An 18,797-nucleotide genomic window follows, 5' to 3' on the forward strand; every position below is an offset into this window, starting at 1 on the left:
ACCGTATACTTTTGCAAGTACGTTAGTGATTGCTGCAGTTAGAGTTGTTTTACCGTGGTCAACGTGGCCGATTGTACCTACGTTTACGTGCGGTTTCGAACGTTCAAACTTTTCTTTTGCCATTTTCTTAAATTCCTATAAAGAAATTAAAGTCCGATCCCACATGAATCGGACCGAACTAAAATTACTTAACAGCGCGAGCTGCAATAATTGCGTCTGCAACATTTGATGATGCTTCTGCGTACTTGAGGAATTCCATCGAGTACGAAGCACGACCTTGTGTAGCAGAACGAAGGTCAGTTGCATAACCGAACATCTCAGCAAGAGGCACTTGTGCGTTAACTTGCTTAAGACCACCTGGCGCTTCGTCCATGCCTTCGATCATACCGCGACGACGGTTTAAGTCGCCAACAACATCACCCATATTTTCTTCTGGAGTGATGACTTCAACCTTCATAACTGGTTCTAATAGAGCTGGGTTCGCTTCAAGCGCACCTTTCTTGAATGCCATAGAACCTGCGATCTTAAACGCCATTTCATTCGAGTCTACATCATGGAATGAACCATCAAATATCGTCGCTTTAACGCCTAATACAGGGAAGCCAGCTAACACACCATTTTGCATTTGCTCAGCAACACCCTTTTCTACCGCAGGAATGTACTCTTTAGGAACAACACCACCAACAATTTCATTAACAAAAACGAAATTCTCAGCTTCTTCGTCCGTATAGTCCATTGGCTCAAGTTTCAGCCATACGTGACCATATTGTCCGCGACCACCAGACTGACGTACAAACTTACCTTCAACTTCAACAGCTGAACGGATAGCTTCACGATACGCAACCTGAGGTTTACCAACGTTACATTCAACGCTGAATTCACGTTTCATACGATCAACGATAATATCTAAGTGAAGTTCACCCATTCCTGATATGATGGTCTGGCCTGATTCTTCATCTGTTTCGACACGGAAAGATGGATCTTCTGCCGCTAGTTTACCTAGCGCGATACCCATTTTTTCTTGGTCAGCTTTGGTGCGCGGTTCTACCGCCACTGAAATTACTGGCTCAGGGAATTCCATACGCTCAAGTGTGATGTGTGAATCAAGTGAACACAATGTGTCACCTGTTGTTACATCTTTCAGACCAATTGCTGCCGCGATGTCGCCAGCGCGAACTTCTTTAATCTCTTGACGGTCATTTGAGTGCATTTGCACGATACGACCAAAACGCTCACGTTTAGCCTTAACAGGGTTGTAAACTGTATCACCAGTTGAAACAACACCTGAATAAACGCGGAAGAAAGTTAGCGTTCCAACAAATGGGTCAGTTGCAATTTTAAATGCAAGCGCCGCAAATGGTGCGTTGTCGTCAGCAGGACGTTCTTCTTCCGTCTCGCCGTCGTCTAAAACACCTTGGATTTGCTTAACTTCAGTTGGTGAAGGCATGAATTCAACCACTGCGTCTAGTACCGCTTGTACACCTTTGTTCTTAAATGCAGAACCACAGGTCATTGGAACGATTTCGTTCGCAAGCGTACGCTGACGAATTGCAGCTTTGATTTCTTCTTCGCTTAATTCACCATCTTCTAGGTACTTTTCCATTAGCTCTTCAGTTGCTTCAGCAGCAGACTCAACTAAGTGAGCACGCCATTCTTCAGCAAGGTCTTGAAGGTCAGCAGGAATATCTTCATATGTAAAGCTCATACCCTGATCTTCTTCAGACCAGTTAATCGCTTTCATCTTGATAAGATCGACAACACCTTTGAAGTCGTCTTCAGCACCGATAGCTAGTTGGATTGGTACAGGTACAGCACCTAAACGGCTCTTAACCTGTTCAACTACCATCAAGAAGTCAGCACCTACGCGGTCCATCTTATTAACAAAGATCATGCGTGGTACTTCATATTTATTTGCTTGTCGCCACACCGTTTCCGTTTGTGGCTGAACACCAGATGAAGCACAAAGTACTACAACTGCACCATCTAGAACACGTAAAGAGCGCTCTACTTCGATGGTGAAATCAACGTGTCCTGGGGTATCAATAATATTGATGCGGTGGTCTTGGAACTGAGCGTCCATACCTTTCCAGAAACACGTGGTTGCAGCAGAAGTGATCGTGATACCACGCTCTTGCTCCTGCTCCATCCAGTCCATAGTTGCGGCACCGTCGTGAACTTCACCGATCTTATGACTAAGACCGGTGTAGAAAAGAACACGTTCTGTAGTGGTGGTTTTACCCGCATCTACGTGGGCACAAATACCGATATTGCGATAACGCTCAATTGGAGTTGTACGTGCCATAATATCCTCTTAAAACTTAAGAGCTTACTACCAACGGTAGTGAGCGAATGCCTTGTTCGCTTCAGCCATACGGTGAACGTCTTCACGTTTCTTAACCGCAGTGCCTTTGTTTTCAGCAGCATCGATCATCTCTTGAGCAAGACGTAAACCCATTGATTTTTCACCACGTTTACGAGCTGCTTCAACTAACCAACGCATACCTAATGCATTGCGACGAACAGGGCGTACTTCTACTGGTACTTGGTATGTTGAACCACCAACACGGCGAGATTTAACCTCTACCTGTGGGCGAACATTATCAAGTGCAGCTTCGAAGATTTCTAGATGCGCTTTGCCTGATTTCTCAGCAGCCACGTCTAGCGCACCATATACGATTTTTTCAGCAGTTGACTTCTTACCGTCTAACATTACTACGTTAACGAATTTAGCAAGAAGCTCTGATCCGAACTTCGGATCTGGAAGAATTTTACGTTGACCTATTACGCGTCTTCTAGGCATTTTAATCTCTCCGATTTCTTCAGGTCCGCTTTACTACAGCGAATCCCCAAAACAATATTAATTACAAATTTAAGTGCTTGGCCTTACTAACGGAGAACCATTAGCCCTTAGGGCGCTTCGCACCGTACTTAGAACGAGCTTGACGACGGTCGTTAACGCCTGCACAGTCAAGTGCACCACGTACAGTGTGGAAACGTACACCTGGTAAGTCTTTAACACGACCACCACGGATAAGAATTACACTGTGCTCTTGAAGGTTGTGACCTTCACCACCGATGTATGAAGTTACTTCGAAACCATTCGTTAAACGAACACGCGCTACTTTACGTAGAGCTGAGTTTGGTTTCTTAGGTGTTGTTGTATATACACGAGTACATACGCCACGCTTTTGAGGACAAGCCTTAAGCGCAGCTGAGTTATTTGATTTAACCTTGCTGCGACGTGGCTTACGCACTAGCTGGTTGATAGTTGCCATTAAATAGCTCCTAATAATTAAACTAAACTACTGAAAAAAATCCGCCCTTTTACTTCACTGAGCAAAAGGGTGGCGGAATTTTAATGAGCAAAGTTTAACCTGTCAACATAAACCGCACATATAGCCCAAATTTAGGCTATACATGCAGGTTGACGATAAAGGTTACTCTTGCTCGCCTTCGATGCCAGCATTAAGTGCATCGGTTAGTGCTTGTGATGCTTCATCTACACTAACTGTTTGCTCTTCAACGCTTTCACCTTGTTTGCGACGATTGATACGGTCTTGGTGGTAGGCAAAACCAGTACCCGCCGGGATCAAGCGACCTACGATTACGTTTTCTTTAAGACCACGTAATTCATCGCTCTTACCATTTACTGCTGCATCTGTAAGAACACGTGTTGTTTCTTGGAACGATGCTGCAGAAATGAATGATTCTGTCGCAAGTGATGCTTTAGTAATACCCATTAGCTGAATTTCATATTTAGCTGGGATCTTACCTTGCTCTTCAAGTTCACGGTTTGCGATGTTAACGCGCGCCACTTCAACTTGCTCACCTGCTAGGAATTCTGAATCACCACCGTCTAGGATGATACACTTACGGATCATCTGACGAATGATGGTTTCGATGTGCTTATCGTTAATTTTTACACCCTGTAAACGGTATACTTCTTGTACTTCGTTTACGATGTAGTTAGCAACATCGGTAACACCACGTAGGCGAAGGATATCGTGCGGAGACTCTGGACCGTCGGCGATAACTTCACCTTTCGATACTGATTCACCTTCGAACACGTTAAGCTGACGCCATTTTGGAATCATCTCTTCGTATGCATCACCTTGCTCTGGTGTAATAACTAAGCGTTTCTTGCCTTTGGTTTCTTTACCCATGCTCACAGTACCTGTGATTTCAGCAAGAATTGCAGGGTCTTTCGGCTTACGTGCTTCAAATAAGTCAGCTACGCGAGGTAGACCACCGGTGATATCGCGTGTTTTCGAACCTTCTTGCGGGATACGTGCTAATACTGCACCAGCCGCTACCGTTGAACCATCAGACACTTCAATTGTAGTGAATGAAGGAATACGGATTTCTTGTAAACCACGCTCATCGTTTTCGATGATTAGCTTAGGCTCTTTTGCGTTAACTTTCGCTAGGTCTTTAACAACCATACGCGTTAGACCAGTAAGCTCATCCGTTTGTGATTCTACGTTTGAATCATCAATGTCGCTGAACTGAACTTTTGATTCGTGTTCAACGATGATTGGGTGGCTATGCGGGTCCCATGTTGCAACGATATCGTTACCAGCAACTTCAGCACCATCTTGTACAGAAAGAACAGCACCGTAAGGTACTTTATAACGCTCTTTCTCACGACCGTGCTCATCAATAACTGTGATTTCAGTTGAACGAGATGTAACAACAATCTTGCCATCTGAGTTAAGAACGTATTTAGCGTTATGTAGTTTTAAGCTACCGTTGTTCTTAACTTGTACGCTGTTTTCAGCTGACGCTCGAGATGCCGCACCACCGATGTGGAAAGTACGCATCGTAAGCTGTGTACCTGGCTCACCGATTGACTGAGCTGCGATAACACCAACTGACTCACCTGGGTTAATCAGGTGACCACGTGCAAGGTCACGACCATAACAGTATGCACACACACCGAAGTCATTATTACATGTGATAACTGAACGTACGCGTACTTCGTCAACTGAGTTTTCTTCTAAAAGATCACACAGTTTTTCATCAAGCATTACGTTACGTTCAACAAGTACTTCATTAGTACCTGGCTTTAATACGTCTTCTGCTACTACACGACCTAATACACGCTCGCGTAGCGGCTCTACAACGTCACCACCTTCGATTAGTGGTTTCATTGTTAGACCATCTTCAGTACCACAGTCTTGCTCGTTGATTACTAAGTCTTGTGCAACGTCTACTAGACGACGCGTTAAGTAACCCGAGTTTGCTGTCTTAAGTGCTGTATCGGCAAGACCTTTACGCGCACCGTGCGTCGAGATGAAGTACTGTAGTACGTTTAGACCTTCACGGAAGTTCGCCGTGATCGGTGTTTCGATGATTGAACCATCTGGACGTGCCATTAGACCACGCATACCCGCTAACTGACGGATCTGAGCGGCGCTACCACGTGCACCTGAGTCGGCCATCATAAATACTGAGTTGAATGAGTCTTGCTCTTCCTCAACACCTTCAGCGTTGATTACAGTATCTTTTGATAAGTTTGCCATCATTTCACGTGATAAGTTTTCATTTACACGTGACCAGATATCGATAACTTTGTTGTACTTTTCACCCGCAGTTACAAGACCTGACTGGAACTGTTGGTTGATTTCGTTAACTTCTGCTTCAGCAGCTTCGATGATCTCAGCTTTAACTGGTGGGATTTCCATATCGTTAATACCGATAGAAACACCCGACTTCATCGCGTAGTGGAAACCTGTGTACATTACTTGGTCAGCAAAGATAACGGTATCTTTAAGACCTAGACGACGGTAACACTCATTTAGAAGACCAGAAATCTGCTTCTTACCCATTGCCTTATTAATAAGTTCAAATGGTAAGCCTTCAGGCATAATTAGTGAGAAAATTGCACGACCAACTGTTGTTTCAACTAGGTGTGTAATTTCGCTTCTGTCGCCTTCTTCGCTGATAACTGTTTCAGTTAAACGAACTTTAACGCGTGCGTGTAAGTCAGCAACACCTGTACGGTACGCTTTCTCAGCTTCTTTCGCGTCTTTAAATACTAAACCTTCACCGTTCGCATTGATGCGATCGCGCGTCATGTAGTAAAGACCTAATACAACGTCCTGTGAAGGTACGATGATTGGCTCACCATTCGCTGGTGAAAGAATGTTGTTGGTTGACATCATTAGTGCACGTGCTTCTAGCTGTGCTTCTAATGTTAACGGTACGTGTACCGCCATTTGGTCACCATCGAAGTCAGCGTTATATGCCGCACACACTAATGGGTGTAGGTGAATCGCTTTACCTTCGATTAAAACTGGTTCAAACGCTTGAATACCAAGACGGTGAAGTGTTGGTGCACGGTTAAGTAAAACCGGGTGCTCACGAATTACTTCATCAAGGATATCCCAAACTTCCGGTACTTCACGCTCTACCATCTTCTTTGCAGCTTTGATAGTAGTCGCCATACCGCGGCGCTCTAATTTACCGTAGATAAATGGCTTGAATAGCTCTAGTGCCATTTTCTTAGGAAGACCACACTGGTGTAGTTTCAGTGTAGGACCTACAGTGATTACAGAACGGCCTGAGTAGTCAACACGCTTACCAAGAAGGTTTTGACGGAAACGACCTTGCTTACCTTTGATCATGTCTGCAAGCGACTTAAGTGGACGCTTGTTAGAACCAGTGATCGCACGACCGCGACGACCGTTATCAAGTAGTGCATCTACCGCTTCTTGTAACATACGTTTTTCGTTACGTACGATAATGTCTGGTGCAGCTAAGTCTAAAAGACGCTTCAGACGGTTGTTACGGTTGATTACACGACGGTATAAATCATTCAGATCAGATGTTGCAAAGCGACCGCCATCTAGTGGTACTAGTGGACGTAGATCTGGTGGAAGAACTGGTAATACAGTCATGATCATCCACTCAGGGTTGTTACCTGATTGGTGGAATGATTCCATCAGTTTAAGACGCTTAGTGATCTTCTTACGCTTAGTTTCAGAGTTAATTGTTGGTAACTCTTCGCGCATTTCTGCGATTAGCTGACCAAGGTCTAGGTCACGAAGTAGATCAAGTACAGCTTCTGCACCCATCTTAGCTTCGAACTCGTCACCGTGCTCTTCTAATGCATCTAGGTATTCTTCTTCACCTAATAGTTGACCACGCTCAAGCGTTGTCATACCTGGCTCTGTTACTACGAATGATTCGAAGTAAAGTACGCGCTCGATATCACGTAATGTCATGTCTAACATTAAGCCGATACGAGACGGTAATGATTTAAGGAACCAAATGTGCGCTACAGGGCTAGCTAGCTCGATATGACCCATACGGTCACGACGAACCTTAGTTAATGTAACTTCTACGCCACACTTTTCACAAATAACACCACGGTGCTTTAAGCGTTTATATTTACCACATAAACACTCATAGTCTTTTACTGGGCCGAAAATACGAGCACAGAATAAGCCGTCGCGCTCAGGCTTGAAAGTACGGTAGTTGATTGTCTCAGGTTTCTTTACTTCACCGAATGACCATGAACGTACCATATCTGGCGAAGCTAGACCGATGCGGATCGCATCAAACTCTTCGGTCTTGTTTTGTTGCTTCAGAAACTTAAGTAAGTCTTTCACCTTAGCTCTCCTAAAGGAGGTTAATCTTGGGGGCGGTCCATTTTAGCCACCCCAGCTATTCGTTCGCGAAAGGCGCTTAACTCTTTATTAGAGAAGCGCCGAATCGGCTTATTCTTCTTCCAGCTCGATGTTGATACCTAGTGAGCGGATCTCTTTCAACAATACGTTGAACGATTCTGGCATACCAGGTTCCATCTTGTGGTTTCCGTCTACGATGTTCTTATACATCTTAGTACGGCCGTTAACGTCATCCGACTTAACAGTAAGCATTTCTTGTAGCGTGTAAGCGGCACCGTATGCTTCTAGTGCCCATACTTCCATCTCACCGAAACGCTGACCACCGAACTGAGCTTTACCACCAAGTGGCTGCTGAGTTACTAGGCTGTAAGAACCAGTCGAACGAGCGTGCATCTTGTCATCTACTAAGTGGTTTAGTTTCAGCATGTACATGTAACCTACAGTTACTTTACGCTCAAACTCATCACCAGTACGACCGTCATAAAGTGTTACCTGACCACTTGAAGGGTATCCACCTAGCTCAAGTAGCTCTTTAATTTCACTTTCTTTTGCACCGTCAAACGCTGGAGTTGCGATTGGTAAACCGCCTTTTAGGTTTTCAGCTAAGCGACGGATTTCATCATCAGAGAAGCTAGCAATATCAACCTTCTGACGACAATCACCTAATGCGTAAGCTTTAGCGATGAATTCACGTAATTCGTGAAGTTCACGCTGTTCTTTGATCATGTCTTCTAGGCGTTCACCGATACCACGTGCAGCAAGACCCATGTGTGTTTCTAAGATCTGACCGATGTTCATACGTGATGGTACACCTAGCGGGTTTAGAACGATATCTACGGTACGACCACGGTCATCGTAAGGCATATCTTCTACTGGTACGATTGTCGAGATAACACCCTTGTTACCGTGACGACCCGCCATTTTATCACCCGGTTGAATACGACGTTTAACAGCTAGGTAAACTTTAACAATCTTAAGAACACCTGGTGCTAAATCGTCACCTTGAGTGATCTTACGACGCTTAGTTTCGAAACGCTTATCGTATTCCGCTTTTAATTCGTCATATTGCTCAGCTAGTTGCTCTAACTCGCCTTGCTGTGCTTCATCAGCTAGGCTTTGTGTTAGTAGCTTGTCTGCAGCAAGACCTGCAAGTGATGCTTCATCTGCACCAGCTGCTACAAGTAGCTTGCGCGCACGGCTTAAAACACCTTCCTCAAGGATCTTGAACTCTTCGTTGAAGTCTTTCTTCGCTTCACGAACTTGCATCTCTTCGATTTCAAGTGCGCGCTTGTCTTTTTCAACACCATCGCGAGTAAATACTTGAACGTCGATTACTGTACCTGAAACTGAGTTTGGTACGCGTAGTGAGCTGTCTTTAACGTCAGACGCTTTTTCACCGAAGATAGCACGTAGTAGCTTTTCTTCAGGAGTTAACTGCGTTTCACCTTTAGGCGTTACTTTACCTACTAAGATGTCACCGCCTTTAACTTCAGCACCGATGTAAACAACACCTGATTCATCAAGTTTGCCAAGTGCAGATTCACCTACGTTAGGAATATCAGCAGTAATTTCTTCTGGACCTAACTTGGTATCACGCGCGATACACTGAAGTTCTTGAATGTGGATCGTGGTTAGACGATCTTCTTGAACTACGCGCTCTGATAGTAAGATTGAATCCTCGAAGTTATAACCATTCCATGGCATGAATGCCACGCGAAGGTTCTGACCTAGTGCTAAGTCACCTAAGTCTGTCGAAGGACCATCTGCAAGTACATCACCACGTACAACCGGCTCACCAACCATACACGTTGGTTTTTGGTTGATACATGTGTTCTGGTTAGAACGTGTGTACTTAGTTAGGTTATAAATGTCGATACCCGCTTCACCTGGAACGCGCTCATCTTCATTTACGTTTACAACGATACGGCTCGCATCAGCGTAATCAACCACACCGCCACGCTTAGCAACGATTGTTACACCTGAGTCTTTCGCAAGTGTACGCTCGATACCTGTACCTACTAACGGCTTATCAGCGCGTAATGTTGGTACTGCTTGACGTTGCATGTTCGATCCCATTAGTGCACGGTTCGCATCATCGTGTTCTAGGAATGGGATAAGTGCTGCTGCAACTGAGATAACCTGCTGTGGCGATACATCCATATACTGAATGCTGTCGTTTGGCATAAAGGTTGATTCACCTTTGTGACGACAAGGAATTTGCTCATCAACGAAACGGTTTTCTTCAGTTAAGTTTGCGTTTGCCTGTGCAATTACAAACTGGCCTTCTTCGATTGCAGATAGGTAATCAACTTCGTCAGTTACAACACCGTCGATTACTTTACGGTATGGTGTTTCTAAGAAACCATAGTCGTTAGTACGCGCGTATGTAGAAAGCGAGTTGATTAGACCGATGTTTGGACCTTCCGGTGTTTCGATAGGACAAACACGACCGTAGTGAGTTACGTGAACGTCACGTACTTCGAAGCCTGCACGCTCACGTGTAAGACCACCAGGACCTAACGCAGAAATACGACGCTTATGCGTTACTTCTGAAAGCGGGTTGTTTTGGTCCATAAACTGAGATAATTGCGATGAACCGAAGAATTCTTTAACCGCTGCAGAAATAGGCTTAGCATTGATTAGATCTTGCGGCATTACTGCATCAAGGTCACCTAAGCTTAAACGCTCACGAACTGCACGCTCAACACGTACTAAACCAACACGGAATTGGTTTTCAGCCATTTCGCCTACTGAACGGATACGACGATTACCTAAGTGGTCGATATCATCAACTTCACCTTTACCGTTACGGATGTCAATTAAGACCTTCATAACAGCAACGATATCTTCTTTACTTAGCGTACCTGCACCGTAACCTTCTTCGTGGCCAACACGGCTGTTGAACTTCATACGACCAACTTGAGAAAGGTCATAACGCTCTTCAGAGAAGAATAAGTTATCGAATAGTGCTTCTGCTGCATCACGCGTTGGTGGCTCACCAGGGCGCATCATGCGGTAGATTTCAACAAGCGCTTCTAAACGATCGTTTGTAGGGTCAACACGTACTGTTTCAGACATGTACGCACCGCTATCAACTTCGTTGATATACAGTGTATCGATTTTGTTAAAGCCAGCTTTGACAAGTTCAGCCATTAACTCAAGTGAAAGCTCAGCATTCGCTTCTGCAATAATTTCACCTGTATCTTCGTTAATGTAGTTTTTCGCGATTACACGACCAATGATGTACTCATGTGGTACTTCAAGTTGAGTAACGTTGTTCTTTTCTAATTGTTTGATGTGACGCGCAGTAATACGACGACCAGATTCAACAATTACTTCACCAGAAGGATCTTTAATATCAAAGATCGCTGTTTCACCGCGTAAACGTGATGGAACAAGTTCCATTAATACTTTGCCGTCTGCTACTTCGAACGTTGTTGTTTCGAAGAAGATATCTAGAATTTCTTCTGTTGAGAATTCTAGTGCACGTAAAATGATTGACGCTGGTAACTTACGACGACGGTCAATACGTACATACAGATTATCTTTTGGATCGAATTCAAAATCTAACCATGAACCACGATAAGGAATAACGCGTGCATTATATAAAACTTTACCAGATGAGTGAGTTTTACCACGGTCATTGTCGAAGAATACACCTGGTGAACGATGTAGCTGAGAAACGATTACACGCTCAGTACCATTGATCACAAAAGTACCTGTATCGGTCATGAGCGGGATTTCGCCCATGTATACTTCTTGCTCTTTAATGTCTTTAACTGTGCCTGGTGCTTCCTTGTCCATTAACACTAAGCGAAGCTTAACGCGTAATGGTGCAGAATAAGTCACACCGCGGATTTGACACTCTTTAACATCAAATACTGGCTCACCAATACGATAACTTACGTATTGTAGCTCAGAATTTCCCGAGTAACTTTTGATCGGGAAAACAGAACGGAATGCTGCTTCAAGGCCGTGATTGCCTTCTGCGTCCGGACTTAAGAATTTTTTAAAGGATTCTAACTGCGTAGACAGTAGAAACGGCACATCCAACACTTGTGGACGTTTACCAAAATCCTTACGGATACGTTTCTTTTCAGAATAAGAGTAAGCCATGGGGTTCCTCAGCTTGCTGACTTTTGACCCAACTGCTCATAAAAATGAACAGACTAACTTGGCACTGTGGCCAATACTGCAACACCAATTGTTAATTAGCTAAAAACATTAAAAATCAGTTGGTTGCGAAACTAATAATTAAACAACTTAGCTAATTATTTTGCGTTTGCAAAGCCGAAGCTCTACAGCGCAAAAAGGCCGGTGAATAAAAATTCACCAGCCCTTGCCTGATTTTTGGTCAGGCAGCTAATCTAGCATAAGCTAGATTATTTGATCTCAACTTCAGCACCAGCTTCTTCAAGATCTTTCTTAAGTGCTTCAGCTTCTTCCTTAGATACACCTTCTTTGATTGGTGCAGGAGCTGACTCAACAAGTGCTTTAGCTTCTTTAAGGCCAAGACCAGTTGCGCCACGTACAGCTTTGATTGCAGCAACTTTGTTACCGCCAGCAGCAGCTAAGATTACGTCGAACTCAGTCTTTTCTTCAGCAGCTTCAGCAGGACCAGCAGCAACAACAGCAGCAGCTGCAGTTACGCCGAACTTCTCTTCCATAGCTTCAACTAGTTCAACAACTTCCATTACTGACATTTCAGCAATAGCGTCAAGGATTTGGTCTTTAGATACAGACATTTCAAATTTCCTAATAATTACGAACCATTAATGGTTCTAAAAATACTTTACACCGAAAAAGAACAAAAAACAGCTTAAAATTAAGCAGCTTGCTCTGCTTTCTGTACACGTACTGCTTCAATTGTTTTACACAATTTACCAGCAGACGCTTCTTTCATAGCGCTCATTAAGCGTGCAACTGCTTCGTCGTATGTAGGTAATGTAGCAAGCATGTCTGCATTTACGATATTACCTTCAAAAGCCGCCGTTTTAACTTCAAAGTTTTCATTCTTCTTCGCGAAATCTTTAAAGATACGCGCTGCAGCACCTGGGTGCTCAGAAGAGAAAGCAATTAAGCTAGGGCCAACTAGTGACTCATTTAGACACTCATAATCAGTACCTTCAACAGCACGTTTAGCTAAAGTGTTACGAACAACTTTCATCCAAACGCCTGCTTCACGAGCTTCTTTACGAAGGGCAGTGATAGCATCTACAGTTACACCACGAGAATCTGCAATAACTGCAGAAAGAGCACCTTTGGCAACTTCATTAACTTCAGCAACAATTGCTTTTTTGTCTTGAAGGTTTAAAGCCATGGGTGTTACTCCTGGTTCTATGGGGACAAGCCCCTGTTTACTCATCTTCTAATCAAAATTAAGATTAGAAGTGCTTTTTACGGCGAGAGCCAGAAGATTAGGAAAAATCTTGCTGGGGATTCACACCGTCTACGTAGGAAATTAAGCAAGTCAATTGATTCGCACCTACGGTCTTGGACGGAAGCCTAATTTATCGCTTTTGCTTGAAAACAAGCGCGAAATTATAGACTCCAACCCGAATTTGGTTTTATTGCTGTGTTTGAGATAACCTCATAACTCAACAAAATGGCGCAAAATTATAGACGAAATTTTGCACCATGTAAACGCTATTCTCTAAATTATACTACTTGAGTATTAAGAGTAGCTTGGTCTACAGCAACACCTGCACCCATCGTAGTAGAGATGCTTACTTTCTTAACGAAAGTACCTTTCGCAGTAGAAGGCTTAGCTTTCTTAAGAGCTACGATTAACGCTTCAAGGTTTTCTTGAAGTTGGTTAGCATCGAAGTCTACTTTACCGATAGTTGTGTGGATGATACCGTTCTTGTCGTTGCGGTAACGAACCTGACCAGCTTTAGCGTTTTTAACTGCTTCTGCAACGTTAGGTGTTACAGTACCAGTTTTAGGGTTAGGCATAAGACCACGTGGACCTAGGATTTGACCTAGTTGACCAACAACGCGCATTGCATCTGGAGAAGCAACAACAACGTCAAAGTTCATTTCGCCTTTCTTAACTTGCTCAGCAAGGTCGTCCATACCAACTAAATCAGCACCAGCTTCTTTAGCAGCATCTGCATTTGCACCTTGAGTGAATACAGCAACGCGAACGTCACGACCAGTACCGTGAGGTAGTACAGTTGCACCACGTACGTTTTGGTCAGATTTACGAGCGTCGATGCCAAGGTTTACAGCAACGTCAACACTTTCTGTGAATTTAGCAGTAGCTAGTTCTTTAAGAAGAGCAACAGCTTCGTTGATTTCGTACTCTTTAGTTACGTCAACTTTTTCGCGGATTACGCGCATACGCTTAGTTAATTTAGCCATTCTCAATTACCCTTCTACATTCAAGCCCATTGCACGTGCAGAACCTGCAATCGTGCGAACAGCTGCGTCCATATCAGCAGCAGTAAGGTCAGGACGTTTAGTCTCAACGATCTCTTCAAGTTGTGCACGTGTTACAGTACCAACTTTCTCAGTGTTAGGACGACCAGAACCAGACTTGATACCTGCAGCCTTCTTAAGAAGGTAAGAAGCAGGTGGAGTCTTCATATCAAAAGTGAATGAACGGTCACTGTATACAGAGATAACTACAGGTACTGGAGCACCTTTTTCGATAGATTCTGTACGTGCGTTGAACGCTTTACAGAATTCCATGATGTTAACACCGTGTTGACCTAGTGCAGGACCTACTGGAGGACTAGGGTTAGCCATACCAGCAGCAACTTGTAGCTTGATTAGAGCTTCAACTTTCTTTGCCATTTTAATAACCTCATTAGTGGGTCTTAGCCTTGTGCGTGCGAGGACACGTACTCAAGCGGCTTCCCAAATTAAAAAATTCTTTGCTTTTGCTATCACCAGATAACAAAAGGCCGCTGATTATAGATTAACCAGCGGCCTTTTTCAATACGATCTTTGAAGAATTATTTGTCAGCTTCTACCTGACCAAATTCTAATTCTACTGGAGTAGAACGACCAAAGATAAGAACCGATACTTTAACGCGGCTACGATCGTAATCTACTTCTTCAACAACGCCGTTGAAGTCAGCAAATGGACCGTCAGTAACACGTACCACTTCACCTGGTTCAAATAATGTTGCCGGCTTAGGAGCGTTCGCATTTTCTTGTAAACGGTTAAGAATGCGGTCAGCTTCTTTTTTGCTGATTGGTGCAGGACGATCAGATGTACCACCAATAAAGCCCATTACACGTGGTGTGCTATTTACCAAGTGCCAGCTTGCATCATTCATATCCATTTCAACCAGTACATAACCTGGGAAAAATTTACGCTCTGAACGACGCTTTTGACCAGATTTCATTTCTACTACTTCTTCAGTAGGAACTAAAACTTCACCAAAACTGTCTTCAAGACCTTGGATTTTAATGTGCTCAATGATTGTTTGAGCAACGCGTTTTTCAAAACCAGAAAATGCTTGTACTACATACCAGCGTAGTTTCTTTTCTTTGTTCTCATCCGCCATGGGATCAGATCTCCAATCCAGTTAAAAAGCCAACAATTCTAAACAAAGCGCCATCTAAACCCCAAAGGATAAGCGCTGTGATTACTGTTGCAATCATTACGATAAAAGTAGTTTGAACCGTTTCTTGGCGTGTTGGCCACACCACTTTACGTACTTCTAACTTCGCTTCTTTCGCAAATGCGATAAACTCGCGACCTTTACCCGTCAACGATGCAACGCCTAAACCTGCTGCAATCGCAATTACTACACCAACTGCACGTAATAATACAGATTGATCTTCAAACATGTAATTGCCAACAACTGCGCCTGCTAACAGTGCAATTGCTACAATCCATTTTAATGCATCCATTGAGCTTGATGGAGCTTCAACATTCGCGCTCATAGTTATTTACCTTAATACTAGACACAACAACCCGCCATTAAGACAGGGTTAATCCATAAAATCCAAACTTTATAACTTACTTAACAATCAAAAAATAAATTATCAGGTTTAGACTTCGAATTAAAGTGGCAGGGGCGACAGGACTCGAACCCGTAACCGTCGGTTTTGGAGACCGCTGTTCTACCAATTGGAACTACGCCCCTGCAAAGTGGATGCCCATTATACTGACCAATTCTTTTAAAACAAGGGTAAAAGATGCTCACCAAGTAATTATCTTAAGTTTGCAATGCTTCTGTTGGTAAATTTTTAGTCTCGAGCAATAAAAAGCCCAGCTATTGCTGGGCTTTTTTAGAACTTAGAAAAGTCTAATTACTTATTCTTTTCTTTTTGTTCTGCAATTACAGTCTCAGCAACGTTTGCTGGACATGCTGAGTAGTGTGAGAACTCCATAGAGAACTGACCACGACCCGAAGTAATTGTACGAAGGTGACCGATGTAACCAAACATTTCTGAAAGTGGTACTTCACCCTTGATGCGAACGCCCATTGCGCCAGCTTCTTGGTCTTTGATCATACCACGACGACGGTTAAGGTCACCAATTACGTCACCTACGTTGTCTTCTGGTGTGAACACGTCAACTTTCATGATTGGCTCAAGAAGTTGAGGACCCGCTTTTGGAATAGACTGACGGAATGCACCTTTAGCTGCGATTTCGAACGCGATTGCTGATGAGTCAACTGCGTGGAAAGCACCGTCAAATAATTCAACTTCAACGTCTAGTACTGGGAAGCCTGCAAGTACACCTTGCTCCATCATTGACGCGAAACCTTTCTCAACTGCTGGCCAGAATTCCTTAGGAACGTTACCACCAACTACTGAAGATGAGAATGTGAAACCTGAATTTGGCTCACCTGGCTTGATGCGGTAGTCGATCTTACCGAACTGACCAGAACCACCAGATTGCTTCTTGTGCGTGTAGCTATCTTCAACTAATTGAGTGATAGTTTCACGGTAAGCTACCTGAGGCTGACCAACGATTAGGTCTACACCGTAAGTACGCTTAAGGATATCAACCTTGATGTCTAGGTGTAATTCACCCATACCTTTAAGGATTGTTTCACCTGAATCTTCGTCAGTTTCAACTTGGAATGACGGATCTTCTGCAACCATCTTACCGATAGCAATACCCATCTTCTCGTTACCACCTTTATCTTTAGGAGCAACAGCGATTGAGATTACTGGATCAGGGAAGATCATCGCTTCTAGTGTACATTCGTGCTTAGGATCACATAATGTGTGACCTGTTTGAACGTTCTTCATACCAACAACAGCGATGATATCACCCGCTTGCGCTTCTGAAATCTCGTTACGGTCGTCAGCTTGCATCTCAACCATACGGCCGATACGCTCAGTTTTACCAGTTGCAGAGTTAAGAACTGTATCACCTTTCTTCATACGACCAGCGTAGATACGGATGAATGTTAATGCACCAAAACGGTCGTCCATGATCTTGAACGCAAGCGCTTTTAGTGGCTCATCAGCATCAACAGTTGCAACTTCACCAGTTGGCTCACCAGTTTCTGGATCTGTTAGCGGCTGAGGATCAACTTCAGTTGGAGAAGGTAGGTAATCAACAACAGCATCAAGTACTAATTGAACACCTTTGTTCTTGAACGCTGAACCACAGTAAGTTGGGAAGAACGCTAGATCACGAGTACCTTTACGGATACAAGCTTTGATTTGTTCCATTGAAGGCATTTCACCTTCCATGTACGCTTCCATTAGGTCATCGTCTTGCTCAACTGCAGTTTCGATAAGCATTTCATGGTATTCTTCAACTTGATCTACCATGTCTGCAGGAACGTCTTTAACTTCATAGTTTTCTGGAAGACCTGAGTCATCCCAAACGTATGCTTTTTTCTCTAGTACATCAACAACACCACAGAACTCGTCTTCGATACCGATTGGAAGTGTCATAACTAGTGGGTTTGCACCAAGTACTTTTTCAACTTGACCAACAACGCGGAAGAAGTCAGCACCCATACGGTCTAGCTTGTTTACAAAAATAACACGAGCAACTTCTGACTCGTTCGCGTAACGCCAGTTAGTTTCTGATTGAGGCTCAACACCACCAGAACCACAGAATACACCGATACCACCGTCAAGAACTTTAAGTGAACGATATACTTCAACTGTGAAGTCAACGTGTCCAGGAGTATCGATAACGTTTAAACGGTGACCTTTCCACTCACATGTAACCGCTGCAGATTGGATTGTAATACCACGCTCAGCTTCCTGTTCCATGAAGTCAGTTGTAGATTCACCATCGTGAACTTCACCAGTTTTGTGGATTTTACCAGTTAGCTTAAGGATACGTTCTGTTGTAGTCGTTTTACCCGCATCAACGTGGGCAAAAATACCGATATTTCTGTACTTAGATAAATCAGCCATTTCTTTACTCTAATTAATTAAAATTTTTCGCGCGGAGTATAACACTAGTTGATGACAACATCATCTAATAGTGGTGTATTTACAGCAATAAATGTACAAATTTTAGCTTATTTTAGTTTAAGCTTTTTACATTTAACTGTTTATAGCTTGAACAGCTATAGCTCAAAAAAAGCACAACACCGCTGCGAATGTTAAAAATGAAAAAAACCCGCGTAACTATTTACGCGGGTTTTTCAATGCGTTTGCATTTCTATAGTTGATTACTCAACGATAGAAGCTACAACACCAGCACCTACTGTACGGCCACCTTCACGGATCGCGAAACGTAGACCTTCGTCCATCGCGATTGGAACGATTAGCTCAACAGTCATCTTGATGTTGTCACCAGGCATTACCATTTCTACGCCATCTGGTAATTGGATATCACCAGTTACGTCAGTTGTACGGAAGTAGAACTGTGGACGGTAGCCTTTGAAGAATGGCGTGTGACGACCACCTTCATCTTTAGAAAGTACGTATACTTCTGAAGTGAACTTCGTGTGAGGAGTGATTGAACCAGGCTTACATAGAACCTGACCACGCTCAACTTCATCACGCTTAGTACCACGTAGAAGTGCACCAATGTTCTCACCAGCACGACCTTCGTCAAGTAGCTTACGGAACATTTCAACACCAGTACAAGTAGTAGTTGTAGTATCTTTGATACCTACGATTTCTACTTCGTCGTTCACGTTTACGATACCGCGCTCAACACGACCTGTTACTACTGTACCACGGCCTTGGATTGAGAATACGTCTTCGATAGGCATTAGGAAT

General features: G+C 43.5%; 14 protein-coding genes and 1 tRNA gene. All 15 read right to left on the reverse strand.

Annotation, left to right across the window (positions count from 1 at the left end; all coding sequences use genetic code 11):
- Positions 1-123: GTP-binding protein (locus AAEU29_RS20825; protein ID WP_249297365.1), on the reverse strand; the 123-nt coding region annotated here is incomplete at its 3' end.
- Positions 124-184: 61 nt separating this feature from the next.
- On the reverse strand, positions 185-2,302 hold the full coding sequence (fusA, locus tag AAEU29_RS20830; protein ID WP_421975095.1) for an elongation factor G: 2,118 nt from the start codon (positions 2,300-2,302) through the stop codon (positions 185-187).
- A gap of 27 nt (positions 2,303-2,329) precedes the next feature.
- Complete coding sequence (gene rpsG / locus AAEU29_RS20835) at positions 2,330-2,800, reverse strand: 30S ribosomal protein S7 (RefSeq protein ID WP_421975096.1); 471 nt, start codon at positions 2,798-2,800, stop codon at positions 2,330-2,332.
- 100 nt (positions 2,801-2,900) lie between these two features.
- The gene (rpsL, locus tag AAEU29_RS20840) at positions 2,901-3,275 is read right to left on the reverse strand and encodes a 30S ribosomal protein S12 (RefSeq protein WP_421975097.1); all 375 of its coding nucleotides are present in this window, start codon (positions 3,273-3,275) and stop codon (positions 2,901-2,903) included.
- A gap of 162 nt (positions 3,276-3,437) precedes the next feature.
- Positions 3,438-7,613: a DNA-directed RNA polymerase subunit beta' gene (rpoC, locus tag AAEU29_RS20845; protein WP_421975098.1), complete on the reverse strand. Its 4,176-nt coding sequence runs from the start codon at positions 7,611-7,613 to the stop codon at positions 3,438-3,440.
- 108 nt (positions 7,614-7,721) lie between these two features.
- A complete protein-coding gene (gene rpoB / locus AAEU29_RS20850; RefSeq protein WP_421975099.1) occupies positions 7,722-11,747 on the reverse strand; it encodes a DNA-directed RNA polymerase subunit beta in 4,026 nt (1,341 codons plus the stop codon).
- A 266-nt stretch (positions 11,748-12,013) separates the two neighbouring features.
- A complete protein-coding gene (rplL, locus tag AAEU29_RS20855) occupies positions 12,014-12,376 on the reverse strand; it encodes a 50S ribosomal protein L7/L12 (protein WP_010562297.1) in 363 nt (120 codons plus the stop codon).
- A gap of 80 nt (positions 12,377-12,456) precedes the next feature.
- Positions 12,457-12,951, reverse strand: a complete 495-nt coding sequence (gene rplJ, locus AAEU29_RS20860; RefSeq protein WP_421975100.1) for a 50S ribosomal protein L10 — start codon at positions 12,949-12,951, stop codon at positions 12,457-12,459.
- A gap of 338 nt (positions 12,952-13,289) precedes the next feature.
- On the reverse strand, positions 13,290-13,994 hold the full coding sequence (rplA, locus tag AAEU29_RS20865) for a 50S ribosomal protein L1 (RefSeq protein WP_421975101.1): 705 nt from the start codon (positions 13,992-13,994) through the stop codon (positions 13,290-13,292).
- A 6-nt stretch (positions 13,995-14,000) separates the two neighbouring features.
- Complete coding sequence (gene rplK / locus AAEU29_RS20870) at positions 14,001-14,429, reverse strand: 50S ribosomal protein L11 (protein WP_237125830.1); 429 nt, start codon at positions 14,427-14,429, stop codon at positions 14,001-14,003.
- A gap of 161 nt (positions 14,430-14,590) precedes the next feature.
- Positions 14,591-15,148 carry a transcription termination/antitermination protein NusG gene (gene nusG / locus AAEU29_RS20875; RefSeq protein ID WP_421975102.1) on the reverse strand — a complete coding sequence of 186 codons (558 nt, stop codon included), beginning with the start codon at positions 15,146-15,148 and terminating at the stop codon, positions 14,591-14,593.
- A gap of 4 nt (positions 15,149-15,152) precedes the next feature.
- A complete protein-coding gene (gene secE / locus AAEU29_RS20880; RefSeq protein ID WP_421975103.1) occupies positions 15,153-15,530 on the reverse strand; it encodes a preprotein translocase subunit SecE in 378 nt (125 codons plus the stop codon).
- A 126-nt stretch (positions 15,531-15,656) separates the two neighbouring features.
- Positions 15,657-15,733 (reverse strand) — tRNA-Trp (locus tag AAEU29_RS20885).
- A 166-nt stretch (positions 15,734-15,899) separates the two neighbouring features.
- Positions 15,900-17,981, reverse strand: a complete 2,082-nt coding sequence (gene fusA / locus AAEU29_RS20890) for an elongation factor G (protein WP_421975104.1) — start codon at positions 17,979-17,981, stop codon at positions 15,900-15,902.
- A gap of 260 nt (positions 17,982-18,241) precedes the next feature.
- Positions 18,242-18,797 (reverse strand): EF-Tu C-terminal domain-related protein (locus tag AAEU29_RS20895; RefSeq protein WP_421975105.1); only part of this gene is annotated, 556 nt, incomplete at its 5' end.

It is taken from the genome of Pseudoalteromonas aquimarina (assembly GCF_049257255.1).
GTDB lineage: Bacteria > Pseudomonadota > Gammaproteobacteria > Enterobacterales > Alteromonadaceae > Pseudoalteromonas.

What these genes read in the sequence shown, in the direction of transcription:
- fusA (WP_421975095.1), bottom strand. Translation starts at nt 2,302, where the DNA reads ATGGCACGTACAACTCCAATTGAGCGTTATCGCAATATCGGTATTTGT.
- rpsG (WP_421975096.1), bottom strand. Translation starts at nt 2,800, where the DNA reads ATGCCTAGAAGACGCGTAATAGGTCAACGTAAAATTCTTCCAGATCCG.
- rpsL (WP_421975097.1), bottom strand. Translation starts at nt 3,275, where the DNA reads ATGGCAACTATCAACCAGCTAGTGCGTAAGCCACGTCGCAGCAAGGTT.
- rpoB (WP_421975099.1), bottom strand. Translation starts at nt 11,747, where the DNA reads ATGGCTTACTCTTATTCTGAAAAGAAACGTATCCGTAAGGATTTTGGT.
- rplL (WP_010562297.1), bottom strand. Translation starts at nt 12,376, where the DNA reads ATGTCTGTATCTAAAGACCAAATCCTTGACGCTATTGCTGAAATGTCA.
- rplJ (WP_421975100.1), bottom strand. Translation starts at nt 12,951, where the DNA reads ATGGCTTTAAACCTTCAAGACAAAAAAGCAATTGTTGCTGAAGTTAAT.
- rplA (WP_421975101.1), bottom strand. Translation starts at nt 13,994, where the DNA reads ATGGCTAAATTAACTAAGCGTATGCGCGTAATCCGCGAAAAAGTTGAC.
- rplK (WP_237125830.1), bottom strand. Translation starts at nt 14,429, where the DNA reads ATGGCAAAGAAAGTTGAAGCTCTAATCAAGCTACAAGTTGCTGCTGGT.
- nusG (WP_421975102.1), bottom strand. Translation starts at nt 15,148, where the DNA reads ATGGCGGATGAGAACAAAGAAAAGAAACTACGCTGGTATGTAGTACAA.
- secE (WP_421975103.1), bottom strand. Translation starts at nt 15,530, where the DNA reads ATGAGCGCGAATGTTGAAGCTCCATCAAGCTCAATGGATGCATTAAAA.
- fusA (WP_421975104.1), bottom strand. Translation starts at nt 17,981, where the DNA reads ATGGCTGATTTATCTAAGTACAGAAATATCGGTATTTTTGCCCACGTT.